Below are 13953 nucleotides of genomic sequence, written 5' to 3' on the forward strand. Positions count from 1 at the left end.
CGCAAAGACAGCCGCTCCGGGATGCCGCCATCGGGCAACGCCTTGCTTTGTCGGCGTGCTCAGGCATCTCGACAATCACTGGCAATCGACGTAATATAGATAGGATTTCCCACACTGGAGGCCCCATGGCGAAAATCCTCATCATCGACGACGACGAACAGATACGCCAGGTGTGCCGTCTGGTGTTCGAGGGCATGGGGCACGAGGTGCATGCCGCCCCCACCCTGACCCGGGGACTTGCCGCCGTCAAAGACGGGGATTTCGACGTGGTGTACCTCGATGTGGACCTGCCCGACGGCATCGGGCTTAACGCCGTGTCCTCCATCACCGAGGGCGACCGCGCCCCGGAGGTCATCATCTTCACCGGCGCCAGCTACCCCAACGGCGCGGAACTGGCCATCCAGAACGGGGCCTGGGACTACATCGAAAAGCCCGCCACTGAAGACGTCATGTCCCTGCCCCTGATCCGGGCCCTGCAGTACCGCAAGGAGAAATTCTCCCATCACGCGCCCACCGTGGCCTTGAAACGGGATCGCATCATCGGCCAAAGCCCGGTCATCGCCAAGTGCCTGGATCTCATCGCCCAGGCGGCCAACAGCGAGGCCAACACGCTCATCACCGGGGAAACCGGCACGGGCAAGGAGCTTTTCGCCCGGGCCATCCACGAAAACAGCCCCCGGGCCGATGGCCCCTTCGTGGTCGTGGACTGCTCCATCCTGACCGAAACCCTCATCGAGAGCGTGCTGTTCGGCCACGCCAAGGGCGCGTTCACCGGGGCCGAGAAAAAAAGCGAGGGCCTTATCCGCCAAGCCCATGGCGGCACCCTGTTTCTCGACGAGGTGGGGGAGCTGCCCTTTGCCATGCAAAAGGCCTTTTTGCGGGTGCTGCAGGAGCGCCGCTTCCGGCCGGTGGGGGCCAAGGAGGAGGAGTCGAGCGACTTTCGGCTGGTGGCGGCCACCAACAAGGATCTCCCGGCCATGGCCGCCGAGGGGCGGTTCCGCAGCGATCTGCTGTTTCGGCTGCACACCATGCATATCGCCATCCCCGCCCTGCGCGAACGCGACGAGGACATCCGGGAGCTGACACTTTATTACACCCACTTTTTCTGCCGCAAATACAACGTGCCGCTCAAGGGCTTCTCCCCGGAATTTTTCGACTTCATGCTGGAATACGACTGGCCGGGCAACGTACGCGAGCTGGTCAACACCGTGGAAAACATCGTGGTCCGGGCCAGGCTCGACCCCACCCTGTATCCCAAACATCTGCCGTCTGAGATTCGCATCCGGGGCATGGGCGGCCCCGGCGGCAAAAAGAATGGCCAGGGCAACGGCCTGGGGCTGCTTGCCGGGCCCGGGGACAACGGCAGCCCGGAGGTCGGCGAGGCCGCGCCCGGCGGTCAGGAACCGGGGGAGCAGGTCGAACTGCTCATCCCCTTCGACGACTACAAACGCCAGACGGAAAAAAACTATTTCCAGGCCGTCATGACCCATTGCCACGGCGACATCCGCCAGGCCTGCGACCTGTCCAAGCTCGGCAAACAAAGCCTGTACCGCTACCTGCGCATCCACGGCATCTCCACGCGGTAAGGCCGCCTACGGCGTCATCACGTTGCCTCCCACATCCCTGGAAAAACGAAACGCCCCGCCCGCGAGAGCCTCGCGGGCGGGGCGAAAAACCGCTGCGTTCGCAGGGAAGCCCCGGGGCTAACCCCGGTTTTCCCAACCGTCCAGCACACCCTGCCGAAAGGCCGCAAACGCCTCGGCAAAGCTTTCCAGGGGCAGTTCGCCCTTCTCCCCGGTGCGCCGGTCCTTGGTCTCCACAACCCCGCGCCCGAGCCCCTTGCCGCCCAAAACCAACTGCATGGGAAAGCCCATCAGGTCGGCGTCCTTGAACTTCACCCCGGGCCGTTCGTCCCGGTCGTCGAGCAGCACCTCCACCCCCATGCCCGCAAGCAGGTCGTGCAACTCCGTGGCCTTGGCCACGGCCGTCTCGTCCTTGGGGCTCAGATTGAGCAGGGCCACCTCGAAAGGGGCCATGGGCGGCGGAAACACGATGCCGTGCTCGTCGTTATTTTGCTCCAGACAGGCCGCCACCACCCGGGACACGCCGATGCCGTAGCAGCCCATGATCAGGGGACGTTCCTTGCCCTCTTCGTCCAGGAACATGGCGCCCATGGTCGTGCTGTACTTGGTTCCCAGCTTGAAGACGTGCCCCACCTCGATGCCCTTGGTGAAAAGAAGCGGCTTCCCGCACTTGGGGCACATGTCCCCGGCCGCCACCTGGCGCAGGTCCAGGGAGCATTCCACTGTGGCGTCCCGGGCCAGATCCACATGCCGCAGGTGCGCGTCCGCCGCGTTGGCCCCGACGATCCAGTCCGAGCGACCGAAAAGCTCTTTGTCGGCATAGACCACGTCCACGGCAAGCCCCACGGGTCCGGCAAACCCCACGGGCGCGCCCGTCACCTTGGTCACCACCTCGGGCGAGGCCAGCTCCATCTCCGTGGCCCCGAGCACGTTTTTGAGCTTGATCTCGTTGACCTCCCGGTCCCCGCGCACCAGGGCCGCCACCACCTTTCCATCGGCCACGTAGAGCAGGGTCTTGATGATCCTGTCGGCGGCCACGCCCAAAAAGGCGGCCACCTCCTCCACCGTGTGCACCCCGGGTGTGGCAACAACCTCGGCGGGCGGGCAGAACGTCGACTCCTCGGCCATGTGGCACACGGCCTCGGCCTTCTCCAGGTTGGCCCCGTATTCGCATGCCGAACAGGCCACGATGGTGTCCTCGCCCGTGGCGGCCAGGACCATGAACTCATGGGAAAAGCTGCCGCCGATGGGGCCGGAGTCGGCCTCCACGGCCCGGAACCTGAGCCCCAGGCGGGAGAAGATGCGGGCATAGGCGTCGTACATGGCGAAATAGCTCGTGTCCGCGCCCGCATCGTCCTTGTCGAAGGAATAGGCGTCCTTCATGATGAATTCGCGGCCGCGCATGAGTCCGAACCGGGGACGGATCTCGTCGCGAAACTTGGTCTGGATCTGGTACAGGTTCAGCGGCAACTGGCGGTAGGAGCGGATCTCGTGGCGCACCAGATCCGTGACCACCTCTTCATGGGTGGGCCCCAGGCAGCATTCCCGGTCGTGCCGGTCGATGAAGCGCAACAGTTCCTTGCCGTACACGTTCCACCGGCCGCTCTCCTTCCACAAATCCCCGGGTTGCACCGCAGGCATGAGCACTTCCAGGGCCCCGGCCCGGTTCATCTCCTGCCGAACCACGTTCGCCACGTTGTTTACGGCCCGCAACCCAAGCGGCAGATAGGTGTACACCCCGGCGGTGAGTTTGCGGATCATGCCCGCCCGCAAAAGGAGCTTGTGGGACACCACCTCGGCGTCAGCCGGATCTTCCTTGAGCGTGGGGGCGTAAAACGTGCTTAGGCGCATGCGGTTTCCTTTTTTTTCTCTTCGATGACACGGTCGAGTTCTTCCATGAATCGGGCCAGAAGCGCTTCCTGGCCCTTCACCTTGCACACCAGTTCCCCTTTGCGGAAAATGACCCCCAGACCGCGTCCGCCAGCCAGGCCGATGTCCGCCTCCTTCGCCTCACCAGGGCCGTTGACCACGCAGCCCATGACCGCCACGGTGAACACCTCGGTCACCTGCCGCAGGCGTTCCTCCACGGCCTCGGCCAGGGCCGCCAGATCGATCTCGGTGCGGCCGCAGGTGGGACAGGAGATGATCTCCGGTCCCCGGGCGCGGATGCCCAAGCAGCGCAAAATCTCCCAGGCCGCGCCCATCTCGGTCACGGGGTCGCCGGTAAGCGACACCCGCAGCGTATCCCCCAGGCCCTCCCACAAGAGGATGCCCAGCCCCACCCCGGACTTCACCGCGCCGCGCATGGGGGTTCCGGCCTCGGTAATGCCGATGTGCAGCGGATAGTCCACCTTCTTCGCCAACAGGCGGTAGGCGGCGATGGTGCGGGGAACGTTCGAGGACTTGAGCGAAATTTTGATCTGATCGAAACCGCGCTTCTCCAAAAGGGCCACATGGGTCAGGGCGCTTTCCACCATGGCCTCGGGCGTGGGGCCGCCGTAGCGGCGCAACAGGTCTTTTTCCACGGACCCGCTGTTGACCCCGATCCGGATGGGCGCGCCCCGGTCTTTGGCGGCGGCGGCCACGGCGTCCACGGCGCGCTCCCCGCCGATGTTGCCGGGGTTGATGCGCAGGCCGTCGACGCCGGACTCCAGGGCCAGAAGGGCCAGGCGGTGGTCGAAATGGATGTCCGCGATAAGCGGTACGGGAGACAGGGGCCGTATGTCGGCGATGGCCCGGGCGGCGACCTCGTCGAGCACGGCCAGACGAACGATCTCGCACCCGGCCCGGGCCAGGGCGTGAATCTGGGCCACGGTGGCGGCCACGTCCCGGGTGTCGGTGTTGGTCATGCTCTGCACCCGGACGGGATGCCCGCCGCCGATACGGAGGGGACCGAGCCGGATGGCGCGCGTGGGGTGGCGTTTCGGGATGAGGGATTCGTTTTCCATGGGTCGTGTCCGTACGTCGATCCTGCTAGCCCATTTCAGGCCCAAAGCCAAGAGCGTCCAACGCTGCGGGACGAACCTCGACGAGAACCCCGACCGGAGAGGCTCGTCCCGTGCCTTGCCTTTTTTGCTGAAACTGCTATTCGGAAATAGAGAATCACGCTCAGGATCGTCCCAAATGGCGACGACCGTATAAACGCCAGCATTGCGTCCAGTCGCGAGGGACCGCAATGATTTTCGACTCCCTGTTCAAAAAGACGGAGAAATCCGAGGCCAAGGACCGCCGTCGGGCCTACCGGGTTCACATCAAGGATCTCCAGGTGGTGGTGCATGGGCAAAGCGCCACCTTTTCGTTTACGGCCAAGGACGTCAGCGCCCTCGGAGTGGGGGTTCTGACCAACGCCAAGGCCTTTCAGCCCGGCATTCTCATCCGGTTGGACATCAAGCAGGGAGGCAAGATCCTGGCCACAGGGCTCACGGCCAAGGTCGTACGGGCCGGAGGCGGCGTGGTGGGCTGCCAGTTTCAGGACATGACCAAGGTGCAGGAAACCATCCTGCACACCCTGGTTCTCGAAGAACAAAAACGCCAAGCGGCCCGGCGCAAACCGGGTGATGCCTGCGCCCCCGACCCCGAGAACATGGAGGGCTCCCTGACCTTTGTGGATCCCTGGTCCGAGGCCAAAAAAAAGAAGGGCTTTTTCCGCTGGAAGGGCTGACCCGCCCCACCCCGTCAACTGACCCGTACGCCTCCGGTGCGGTTCTCCTTGGGGCGGCGGACGTTGGCCCCGTGCAGGCCGCGCCGCACCAGATACAATAACTTTTTCGAGAACCGGACCACCCAGGCCCGGTCCATCATTTCCCTGACGATCATTTCCCGGTTCGACAGGTCTTCTCCGGCCAAGGCCCTGGCCCGGTCCTGGCGACGACGGCGGGCGTATTCCCCAAGCACCTCCACCAGGATCATGGTCTTGCGGAAATCCCGCACGGATGCGTTGATATGGATCTGGTAGGCCCCGTCGCGGTACAGCAAAAAACCCCAGCAATCGATGTTTTGGGCCTGATGGATTTCCAGGTCGGGCCGTTTCTCGGCAAAAGAGTAGAGTCGGTCAAGCAAAACGGACATGGACGTATCTCCCGCCGGGGTGTTTCCCGTTGCGGACCATCGCCCCGGGACCGGCCCGTCCGGCGTCTCGGGGCCACGGCGTAAGGTAGTCCCGTCCGGCGCGACGTCAAGTTCGGGACCAGCCCGGGAAACGCCGCCCCTGAAAAAGCCGGACGCCTCCCAAGAAAACAGCCCCAACCATTTTCCCAAAGAAATCCGCCGCCGCACGCCGATTCCCGCACAGAAGCCGTTGTGCGAAGCCTCCCAAGAAAATGGCCCCTGCCATTTTCCCAAAGAAATCCGCCGCCGCACGCCGATTCACACATCGGAACCGTTGTGCGTAAAGCGGAACACGGTTATGAAAACAGGGAAATCCTTGCGGCCGGACTGGCCGCAGGCCAAACGCCAAGGGAAAACGACCCATGGATTACGACCACATCCGGCACGCGGTGAAAACCGGCGACAAAATCCTCGAACTGGCCAGAACCCTCAACCTCGATCCCCAGCGCCACACCATCAAGGATCTGGCCGACACCATCCTGCGCACCGCCGTGCAAAAAGACCTGCCGCCGGAAGACAACGACCCGGCCTGATCCCCGCCGCGCGCCACGCACGGGCGCCGCGCCGTGCGCACCTATTCCAGATCGATGATCACCGGCCCCTGGATGTTCTGCATGGGGCGAGACGAAAACCGGTCTTTCTTGATCTCCTTGCCGTCGTACAGAATGCTCTCAATCGTGATGATCTTCTTCATCCAGACATCGTTTTCGATGGTCTTCGGCATGTCGCATTCAACAATCTTGGCCGTGATCTTGTCGATATCCACTTCCTCGACATCACTGAACGAATATTCATGCACGTATTCTTCGTTGAATCCAAAGCAATACGTGAAGCAATTCTTTACGTTGGGCTGAAAAAGCTTCTTGATCGGCTGCTTTTTGATCTCGCAATTGATCTTGTTGAGACTCACGCGCAGCTTTTCCTTCTCATTGACCACAATATAGACCACAGGGCGGTTGCTTTCGAGCAAATCCTCTCCGGCGGAATGGATGTTGTTGTCCTCTCCGTGAAAAATGTATTCAATGTACCGTTCGCGGTTGCTTTCCTTGGCCTCGCGAACAATATCCTTCTCGATATACGAATAAAAGATCCGCTGCCCGAACCCTTTGATCTCAATGCTGAATTTCATCTCCCGCTCCTTGCGCGTGCTGTTTGACCCTTTCTCGAATTCCGGAACCAGGAACCGGCCCGGGCGGCGCTCCCCCGCTCTCCGTGCCAGCGATGTCCTTCGGCAACGGTGTAAAAAGAAAATTTCTATCCTGAATCGACAGTCTGGTCAATTTTTCTACGGCAGTCCGGCAGAGAACACCGTTTCCGGAAACGCGGCGCGCCTCGTCCCCTTTCACCCCGACGCCCACCCCGGCCGCCCTTTTCTTCACGGCACGATGGGCGTATTGAGCGGGCTATGAACGTCACGCCCTCGCCCCGTCTCCGCCCCCAGGCCCCGACCCTATCGATTTCACTTCCCGGCCTGGTGCTTCTGACACTCCTTTTCCTGGCCGGACTGACGCTCCCCGCCCAGGCCGACAGCATCCCCATACCCGCCGCCCTGGCCCCCAGGCTGTCCACGGCCAGCACCGCCCAGGCCATGGCCGACGCCTTCCTGAACATCCCGTATGTGGATGACGCCACCGTGGATGAACACGGCCGATTCACCCTGTTCGAGCATCCCGAGACCACCCTGCCGTCACCAGGCCTCAATTGCAGCGGGTTCACCCTGTCCGTGTCCCGGTTTTTGCTGCAAAAAAACATCCCCCTGGACGCAGCCAAGGCCGACACGGGAGGCGACTCCGGCCCCGGTTCCCCAAACGGCCAGGACTGGGACTTCGGCTTCGACCTCATCCGCAACATCACACGCGACCTGCCGCGCCGGGCGATCCTGCCGGGCGGCGAAACACCCGACCTCGACGCCGCAACGGGCCAAAGCCTGCGCGGATTTCCCATTGCCGACACGACGGCCTGGGGACGTATCATGCCCCGCCTGCGGCCAGGCCACGTCTACCTGGCCAGCATAAGCAAGCCCGTCAAAACAAAGGGCTATACCCTTTTGCACTACCATGTGGGGCTGATCGTTCCCGGCCGCGACGGGACGTTCGCTTTCTACCACGCCACGCCGAAATCCGGTTCCCACCGCGTTTCACTGTCCGCCCCCGGGGGCGTCAAGCAGTTGCAAGCCCAGTTCCGGGACAAATCGCCCAATGAAAAATACATCCTGCTCATTGAGGCGCCACTGGCCGTGCCCTGAGCCCCGCCCTCGCGTCGGGGCTGCCGCCCCGTACCCCGCCCGGGGGAAATCATTTCCCCCGGACCCCCTGATATCGTTGGCGTTTCCGGTGCGGCTAAGCCGCACCGGAAACGCCAACGAAAATCCAGGTGGTGCGGAAAACGTGATTGCTCCCGCACGCGGACGCGAAGCGCGCCAAAATTTTTTGGAGAGGGGTCCGGGGGGAACCTTTTTTGAAAAAAAGGTTCCCCCCGGTCTCGCCTCATCCCAACTGCCGAAGATCACGACGGCGGCGTTCGAATTCGCTGAATATGCAGCCGCAGTAGTCCTGGCGGTAGATGCCGAAGGACTTGGAGAGCTCGATGCCCTGGTTCCAGGTGGGCCGGAAGTCGCGGTAGAGGAAGGCGGTTTTGGAGTCTCCGGCCAGATCGTGGCCGAGGTCGCGGATGACGTCGTGTTTTTGCATTTTGCTATAGAGCAGGGTCGAGGAAAAATGGGCGAAGCCGCCGCGTCTGGCGACCTTGAGGGTCCGCTCCAGGCGCAGGCGGTAGCAGTGGAAGCAGCGGTTGTTTTCGCGGAAGGCGGTCTCGCGCAGGTACACGGCGGGATCGTATTCCTTGTCCAGGAAGATGACGGGAAAATCCAGGCGCGCCGCCACCTCGACCAGCGCCTCGCGGCGGCGCAGGTATTCGGCGGCCGGGTGGATGTTGGGGTTGTAGAAAAGCCCCGTGACCTCGAAGCCCTCGGCGCGAAGCCCCTGCACCACGGTGATGGAGCAGGGGCCGCAGCAGATGTGCAATAACACCCGGTTTTCGTTCTGGATACGGGCCATGGCGCTATTCGATGATGATGGCTATTTTTTTCTTGAATTCGGCTTCAAATCCCGAGAGCCGGTCGCGTTTCTGGTTGAGCAGATAGACAGCCAGTTCGGCCGAAACCTTGCAGGGCACGGTCTCCGGGGCGCCGTTTTTGCGCAGCACCCGGTAGAGTTCCTTGAGCACGGCCATGGACTGCCATTCGAGGTTGCGCCGGGTTCCGGCCCCCTTGCAGCAAGGGCAGGGCTCGGTGGTGATGGACACGGCCGAGGAGCCGATGCGCTGGCGGACCATCTCCAGAAGGCCGAAATGCGACATCTTGCCCACGTCGGTGCGGGCACGGTCGGTCTTGAGGATGGCGCGCAGGGATTTTTCCACCTCGGCGACATGCTTGCGATCCTTCATCTCGATGAAATCGATGACGATCTGCCCGCCGATGTCGCGCAGGCGCAGTTGCCGGGCAATCTCCTCGGCGGCCTCCACGTTGGTCTTGAGCGCCATCTCCCGGAAATTGCTTTCACCGCCGATCTTGCCGGAGTTGATGTCCACGGCGGTCAGGGCCTCGCCCTGGTCGAAGACCAGGCGGCCGCCGCTGGGCAGGGTGACCTCGCGGGAATAGAGTTGCTCGATGTAGCGGCGCAGATTGAAGCGGTCCCACAGGGCCAGGTCCATGTCCGTATGCTGTTTGACGATGCCGGGACGGCGCGGAAAGACCAGGGAAGCCATGTCGGCCACCTTTTTGGCGGTCTCGGGTTCGTCCACCCAGACTTCGGCCACGTCGTCGGTCAGATAGTCGCGCACGGCCCGGGCCGAAAGATCAAGTTCCTGATAGACGAGGCTCGGGGTGGCGGCCTGGGTGCCCTTCTGGCGGACTTCCTTCCACAGGCGTTTCAGAAAAGACAGGTCGCGCTCCAGGGCGCTTTTTGACTGCCCAAGGGCGGCGGTGCGCACGATGATGCCCAGGCCCTCGTCCAGCTTGAGGCCGGAAATGGCCTCCTTCAGGCGCTTGCGCTCCTCCTCGTCCTCGATCTTGCGCGACACCCCGCGCTGCTCGCGCCCCGGGGTGAGCACGAAAAAACGTCCGGGCAGGGACAGGTAGGTGGTCATGAAGGCGCCCTTGGAGCCCGTGGGCTCCTTGACCACCTGGACCAGCACCTCCTGGTTCTTCTTCAGGGCCTTCTGGATGGGCGGATACTTGGCCTTGCGCTCCGGTCCCTGGACGAGGAGATAGTATTCGGGATGCACCTCGTCGATCTGTAAAAAGCCGTTGCGCTCCGCCCCGTAGTTGATGAACGCGGCCTGCAGGGCCGGGTCGATGTTATGAATTTTGGCCTTGTAGATGTTGCCCCGGGTTTTCACCTGGTGCACCATCTCCACATAGTATTCGGTGAGAACGCCATCCTCGGCCAGGGCCACCTCGACCTGTTCGCCGGGCAGCACGCTGATGAACATCTTCTTTTTGCGTTTGACGATTTTTGACATGAAATGTCTCCCGGCCGCACCGCGCCCTCGGGCATGCCCCGGCGGGAAGTCCGGATCGGCGCGCCCCTGCGGCGGCGAGAAGGCCGCCCGGGGAAAAAAGATGGACGCGCATGCGATCCGGCCGACCGGCGTCTCCGGGGAACAGGCCCCGAACAAGCGTGGATGCGACCAAAAAAGTCCTGTGAATGAAGGCGGGCTCAACCCTGGTAGAACACATGGTCAAGCTCCGCCCTGGCCTGAATTTTCTTCTCGTGGACCAATGTCGTGACGGCCCGCGAGATGTCGTCCTCGGGCAGTCCGAGGGCGACGGAAAGCTGCTTCACGGTCTGGGGCCTGCGCCCAAGCGACGCGGCCACCCGGGCCATGGTCTCCTCCGGATCGGCCGCTGGCCGGGACGGCGCCCCCGCCAGGGCGGCAGTGGCCACCCGGGAACGCAGGGCCGCCGGGCCGTGCCCCATGTCGCCACCTGATACGGCCGCGCCCAGGACGGCCCGAAAACGGGCCAGGGTGTCCGGCGGGGCGGCCTGGGCCGTGGCATAGGCCCCGGGCCGGGTCATGGTCACCACGTCCACCCGGTCGGGCCGCAGTTCCCGGCAAAAATCGGTGAGCGCGTCCAGATTTTCCGCCGTGTCGTTGATCCCGCCGACGAGCAGGATCTCAAGGCAGAGGCGGCCGGAATACTCCGAACGGAAATCCAAAAGCCCCTGGCGGATGGCCGACAGGGACAGGTCGGGATGCGGGCGGTTGAGCGCGGCGAACTCCCCGGGAACCAGGGTGTCCATGGAGGGCAAAACGATGTCAGCCAGGGCCAGACGCCTGCGAACCGCCGCCTGGGACAAAAGGCTCGAGTTCGTCAGGACAGCCACTGGCACGCCGGGAAAGATCTCCCGGCACCCGGTGATGATCAGGTCCATGTCGGTATTGAGGCACGGCTCCCCAAGCCCGCCGAGGGTGACCACATCGAACGCGGGCGGCATGGAGGCGGCGAACGCGGACAGTTCCCCGAGCAGGCGCTTGGCCGGAACATACGGCTTCTGGGCCAGGGTCAGGGCGTCGGTGGCTCCCACTTCGCAATAGAGACAGTCGAAGGAACAGATTCTCGCGCCCAAAAGGTCGAGGCCCAGGGACAGGCCAAGGCGGCCGGATCGCACCGGACCAAAAACGTACTTGAAAATGTCTTTTTCTCTCCCGCGTGTTCGTTGTCCCGCAATGCATCTTGACACGGCGGGCCGCTTGAGGACAACTGTTTCTTTTTAGCAAAAATTCCAGGGGGAAACAATGCTGACACCCGGAGATTTGATACTGCTGGTCAGCCCCAAGGGCAAGCAATATCTGCGCAAATTCGATCCAGAAGCAAAACTGCACACCCAGGACGGGGTGATCGACCTGTCCCAGGTCGCCCAGGCCGGCTACGGCGGGGTCATCGCCTCCCATATGGGGAGCCTGTACCGCGTCCTGCGGCCGTCCACCTACCAGCTCATCAAGGGGGTCAAACGCTCCACCCAGATCATGTATCCCAAGGAAATCGGCTACGTGCTCCTAAAGCTCGGCATCGGTCCCGGAACGCGGGTGGTGGAGGCCGGCAGCGGCTCGGGCGGCCTGACCACGGCCCTGGCCTACCAGGTGGGCGACACCGGGCGGGTCTATACCTTCGAGCGACGTCCGGAGTTCTACGAGCTTTCGGGGAAAAACCTGGAGGCGGCGGGCCTGTCCCACCGGGTGACCCGCTACAACCACGACATCCTCCAGGGGTTCGCCCCGGAGGGCATGGTTCCGGGCGATCCGGCCAGCGACCCGTCCGGGGCCGACGCCCTGTTCCTTGACGTGCGCACCCCCTGGGACCATCTGGAGCAGGTCGCCGCCGTGGTCTGTCCGGGCGCGCCCGTGGGATTTCTTTTGCCCACCACCAATCAGATCTCGGATCTGTTGCGGGGCCTGGAAACCGCGCCCTTCGAGGATGTGGAGGTGCTGGAGATCCTGGTGCGGCGCTACAAGCCGGTGGCCGACCGGCTGCGGCCCGAGGACCGCATGGTGGCCCACACGGGCTTCCTGATCTTCGCCCGCCATGCCGGAACACCGTTCACCGGAAGCATTCCGGTGCTGGATCGGGTGCGCCGCGCCCAGGAAAATCCGGACGACGACGGCCCCCCCGCCCCTGGCGCGAACGCTACGCCCCATGCCCCCGGCACATCCGGTCCGGCCGCACCCGCTCCGCCGCCGTCGGCCACCGATCCGACCGCTTCCGATCCGCCGCCGTCGGGCGCCGACGCATAACGGGGCGAATGCGGGGGCGACGCGTAAGGCTTGCCAGGAAGTGCTTTTTTTGGTTCATTGCACCGACCAGTCGCCTTTCTCCTGTCTCATTGCGACATGACCCCGCTACTCATGCACAACATGGCCCGCACGGCAGACAGGACTTTCATGCGAAAATCTCAAAAGGTACCTGCTTGTTGTCTGTCGAGCACGGACGTTCCCGCCGAGCAGACGCTTCGCCGGGAACTTGAACGCAATAAAAACGAGCATCGCCAGTTTCTGGAAACGCTGTTCTCCGCCATCCCCAGCCCGTTGTATTATAAGGATACCCAAGGCCGCTACCTGGGATGCAACACGGCCTTCGAGGCGCTTATCGGGAGACCCAGGCAGGAAATTCTCGGCCAAACCGCGTTCGAGCTCTATCCTCCGGATCACGCCGCCATCTATGACGCCCATGACCGCCGGGTCTTTCTCGAAAACACCCCCGAACGCTATGAGGCGCAACTGCGCGACGCCGCCGGGGGCGATCATCACGTGATCCTGAGCAAGGCCCCCTTCACCTCCGCCGACGGCCAGGTGCTCGGTCTGGTGGGCGTCGTGACGGACATCACCGTGCAAAAACGCCTGGAGGCGGATCTGCGCCGGGCCAGGGACGAGGCCGAGGCCGCAAACGCGGCCAAGACCGCCTTTTTGACCAACATGAGCCACGAGTTGCGCACCCCCCTCAACGGCATCATGGGCATGACCGAACTGCTTTTGTCCGAAACGCCCGACCCCCAGAAGGCCGAATCCCTGCAGATCATCCGCGACGCCTGCGAGCGGCTGACGGACATGGTCAACGACCTGCTGACCCTGTCCACCCTGATAAGCGCCCCCCCGGCAGGCCATCGTGCGGATTTCGACGTCCGCGAGGCGCTGTCCCCGCTTTTCGTCTGGTTGGGCCGCGAAGGGGAAAAAAAGGGCCTTGCGGTCACGACCCGCATCGCCCGGGAGGTTCCCCGCGCGGTGACCGGCGACATGGACCGGTTCCGGCAGGTGATCCTGAATCTGCTGGAAAACGCCCTGCGGTTCACCCCTGCCGGGGAGATCAAGGTCTTCGTCGGCATCGGCCCGGATGCCGCGCCGCCAGGGGAAGTCCTGCTCGTGACCCGCGTCTCGGACACCGGGGTGGGCATCGCCCCGGAGAAGCGTGAGTCCGTGTTCGAGGATTTCGTCCTGGCCGAGGACATCCTGACCAAACGCTTCGGCCGTACGGGCATGGGCCTTTCCATCTCCCGGCGGCTGGCCCGGTCCATGGGCGGCGACGTCACCGTGGAGAGCACGCCCGGACAGGGCAGCGTGTTCACCTTCGAGGCCCGCCTGCCCCTGGCGAGCCCCTGAACCCGTCAGGAAGGCGCCTCCACGCCCGGCCCGCCCCCCTTCCGGGAAAGCCCCTAACCCCGCGTCCGTTCGCCCTTCTTTTCTTATCTTGCTTTTTTGCGGCGAGAGG

Annotated in this window: 13 protein-coding genes; 6 read left to right on the forward strand and 7 right to left on the reverse strand. The window is 63.6% G+C overall.

Features of this window, described 5'->3' with window-relative positions; translation table 11 throughout:
* The first annotated feature begins 125 nt into the window (after window positions 1–125).
* The gene (locus GD606_RS04330) at window positions 126–1586 is read left to right on the forward strand and encodes a sigma-54-dependent transcriptional regulator (RefSeq protein WP_163303714.1); all 1461 of its coding nucleotides are present in this window, start codon (window positions 126–128) and stop codon (window positions 1584–1586) included.
* A 117-nt stretch (window positions 1587–1703) separates the two neighbouring features.
* Here the strand turns inward: GD606_RS04330 and GD606_RS04335 are convergent, their stop codons facing one another.
* Window positions 1704–3434 (reverse strand): proline--tRNA ligase, encoded by a 1731-nt coding sequence (locus GD606_RS04335; RefSeq protein WP_163303713.1) that lies wholly within the window; start codon window positions 3432–3434, stop codon window positions 1704–1706.
* Complete coding sequence (gene ispG, locus GD606_RS04340; RefSeq protein WP_163303712.1) at window positions 3425–4531, reverse strand: flavodoxin-dependent (E)-4-hydroxy-3-methylbut-2-enyl-diphosphate synthase; 1107 nt, start codon at window positions 4529–4531, stop codon at window positions 3425–3427. Before ispG ends, GD606_RS04335 begins: the two co-directional genes overlap by 10 nt.
* 227 nt (window positions 4532–4758) lie before the next feature.
* Between ispG and GD606_RS04345 the strand changes: the two genes are divergently transcribed.
* Window positions 4759–5244, forward strand: coding sequence for a PilZ domain-containing protein (locus tag GD606_RS04345; RefSeq protein WP_163303711.1), 486 nt, complete (start codon window positions 4759–4761; stop codon window positions 5242–5244).
* 14 nt (window positions 5245–5258) lie between these two features.
* Here GD606_RS04345 and GD606_RS04350 read toward each other — a convergent pair whose 3' ends face one another.
* Window positions 5259–5651: an ImmA/IrrE family metallo-endopeptidase gene (locus tag GD606_RS04350; RefSeq protein WP_163303710.1), complete on the reverse strand. Its 393-nt coding sequence runs from the start codon at window positions 5649–5651 to the stop codon at window positions 5259–5261.
* Window positions 5652–6052: 401 nt separating this feature from the next.
* Between GD606_RS04350 and GD606_RS04355 the strand changes: the two genes are divergently transcribed.
* The gene (locus GD606_RS04355; protein WP_170304584.1) at window positions 6053–6223 is read left to right on the forward strand and encodes a hypothetical protein; all 171 of its coding nucleotides are present in this window, start codon (window positions 6053–6055) and stop codon (window positions 6221–6223) included.
* A 41-nt stretch (window positions 6224–6264) separates the two neighbouring features.
* Here GD606_RS04355 and GD606_RS04360 read toward each other — a convergent pair whose 3' ends face one another.
* Complete coding sequence (locus tag GD606_RS04360; RefSeq protein WP_163303709.1) at window positions 6265–6819, reverse strand: hypothetical protein; 555 nt, start codon at window positions 6817–6819, stop codon at window positions 6265–6267.
* 276 nt (window positions 6820–7095) lie between these two features.
* Here GD606_RS04360 and GD606_RS04365 point away from each other — a divergent pair, with 276 nt between their 5' ends.
* Complete coding sequence (locus tag GD606_RS04365) at window positions 7096–7935, forward strand: hypothetical protein (protein ID WP_176629214.1); 840 nt, start codon at window positions 7096–7098, stop codon at window positions 7933–7935.
* Between the two features lie 241 nt (window positions 7936–8176).
* Here the strand turns inward: GD606_RS04365 and GD606_RS04370 are convergent, their stop codons facing one another.
* The 3 genes from GD606_RS04370 to GD606_RS04380 form a co-directional block, all read right to left on the reverse strand.
* Window positions 8177–8746, reverse strand: a complete 570-nt coding sequence (locus GD606_RS04370) for an epoxyqueuosine reductase QueH (protein WP_163302826.1) — start codon at window positions 8744–8746, stop codon at window positions 8177–8179.
* Between the two features lie 4 nt (window positions 8747–8750).
* Window positions 8751–10211 (reverse strand): Rne/Rng family ribonuclease, encoded by a 1461-nt coding sequence (locus GD606_RS04375; RefSeq protein ID WP_163302827.1) that lies wholly within the window; start codon window positions 10209–10211, stop codon window positions 8751–8753.
* A gap of 197 nt (window positions 10212–10408) precedes the next feature.
* Window positions 10409–11362, reverse strand: a complete 954-nt coding sequence (locus tag GD606_RS04380; RefSeq protein ID WP_246298961.1) for a radical SAM protein — start codon at window positions 11360–11362, stop codon at window positions 10409–10411.
* A gap of 127 nt (window positions 11363–11489) precedes the next feature.
* Here GD606_RS04380 and GD606_RS04385 point away from each other — a divergent pair, with 127 nt between their 5' ends.
* Together GD606_RS04385 and GD606_RS04390 are read left to right on the forward strand one after the other, a co-directional pair.
* Window positions 11490–12485 (forward strand): tRNA (adenine-N1)-methyltransferase, encoded by a 996-nt coding sequence (locus GD606_RS04385; protein WP_176629215.1) that lies wholly within the window; start codon window positions 11490–11492, stop codon window positions 12483–12485.
* Window positions 12486–12632: 147 nt separating this feature from the next.
* Complete coding sequence (locus GD606_RS04390; RefSeq protein WP_163302829.1) at window positions 12633–13844, forward strand: two-component system sensor histidine kinase NtrB; 1212 nt, start codon at window positions 12633–12635, stop codon at window positions 13842–13844.
* Window positions 13845–13953: the final 109 nt, after the last annotated feature.

Origin of the sequence: Desulfolutivibrio sulfodismutans DSM 3696 (assembly GCF_013376455.1) — a bacterium.
Lineage (GTDB): Bacteria > Desulfobacterota > Desulfovibrionia > Desulfovibrionales > Desulfovibrionaceae > Desulfolutivibrio > Desulfolutivibrio sulfodismutans.

Excerpts from the sequence above, each read along its gene's own strand:
- GD606_RS04345 (WP_163303711.1), top strand. The coding sequence starts at position 4,759 with ATGATTTTCGACTCCCTGTTCAAAAAGACGGAGAAATCCGAGGCCAAG.
- GD606_RS04390 (WP_163302829.1), top strand. The coding sequence starts at position 12,633 with ATGCGAAAATCTCAAAAGGTACCTGCTTGTTGTCTGTCGAGCACGGAC.
- GD606_RS04365 (WP_176629214.1), top strand. The coding sequence starts at position 7,096 with ATGAACGTCACGCCCTCGCCCCGTCTCCGCCCCCAGGCCCCGACCCTA.
- GD606_RS04360 (WP_163303709.1), bottom strand. The coding sequence starts at position 6,819 with ATGAAATTCAGCATTGAGATCAAAGGGTTCGGGCAGCGGATCTTTTAT.
- GD606_RS04375 (WP_163302827.1), bottom strand. The coding sequence starts at position 10,211 with ATGTCAAAAATCGTCAAACGCAAAAAGAAGATGTTCATCAGCGTGCTG.
- GD606_RS04370 (WP_163302826.1), bottom strand. The coding sequence starts at position 8,746 with ATGGCCCGTATCCAGAACGAAAACCGGGTGTTATTGCACATCTGCTGC.
- GD606_RS04355 (WP_170304584.1), top strand. The coding sequence starts at position 6,053 with ATGGATTACGACCACATCCGGCACGCGGTGAAAACCGGCGACAAAATC.
- ispG (WP_163303712.1), bottom strand. The coding sequence starts at position 4,531 with ATGGAAAACGAATCCCTCATCCCGAAACGCCACCCCACGCGCGCCATC.
- GD606_RS04330 (WP_163303714.1), top strand. The coding sequence starts at position 126 with ATGGCGAAAATCCTCATCATCGACGACGACGAACAGATACGCCAGGTG.
- GD606_RS04335 (WP_163303713.1), bottom strand. The coding sequence starts at position 3,434 with ATGCGCCTAAGCACGTTTTACGCCCCCACGCTCAAGGAAGATCCGGCT.
- GD606_RS04350 (WP_163303710.1), bottom strand. The coding sequence starts at position 5,651 with ATGTCCGTTTTGCTTGACCGACTCTACTCTTTTGCCGAGAAACGGCCC.
- GD606_RS04385 (WP_176629215.1), top strand. The coding sequence starts at position 11,490 with ATGCTGACACCCGGAGATTTGATACTGCTGGTCAGCCCCAAGGGCAAG.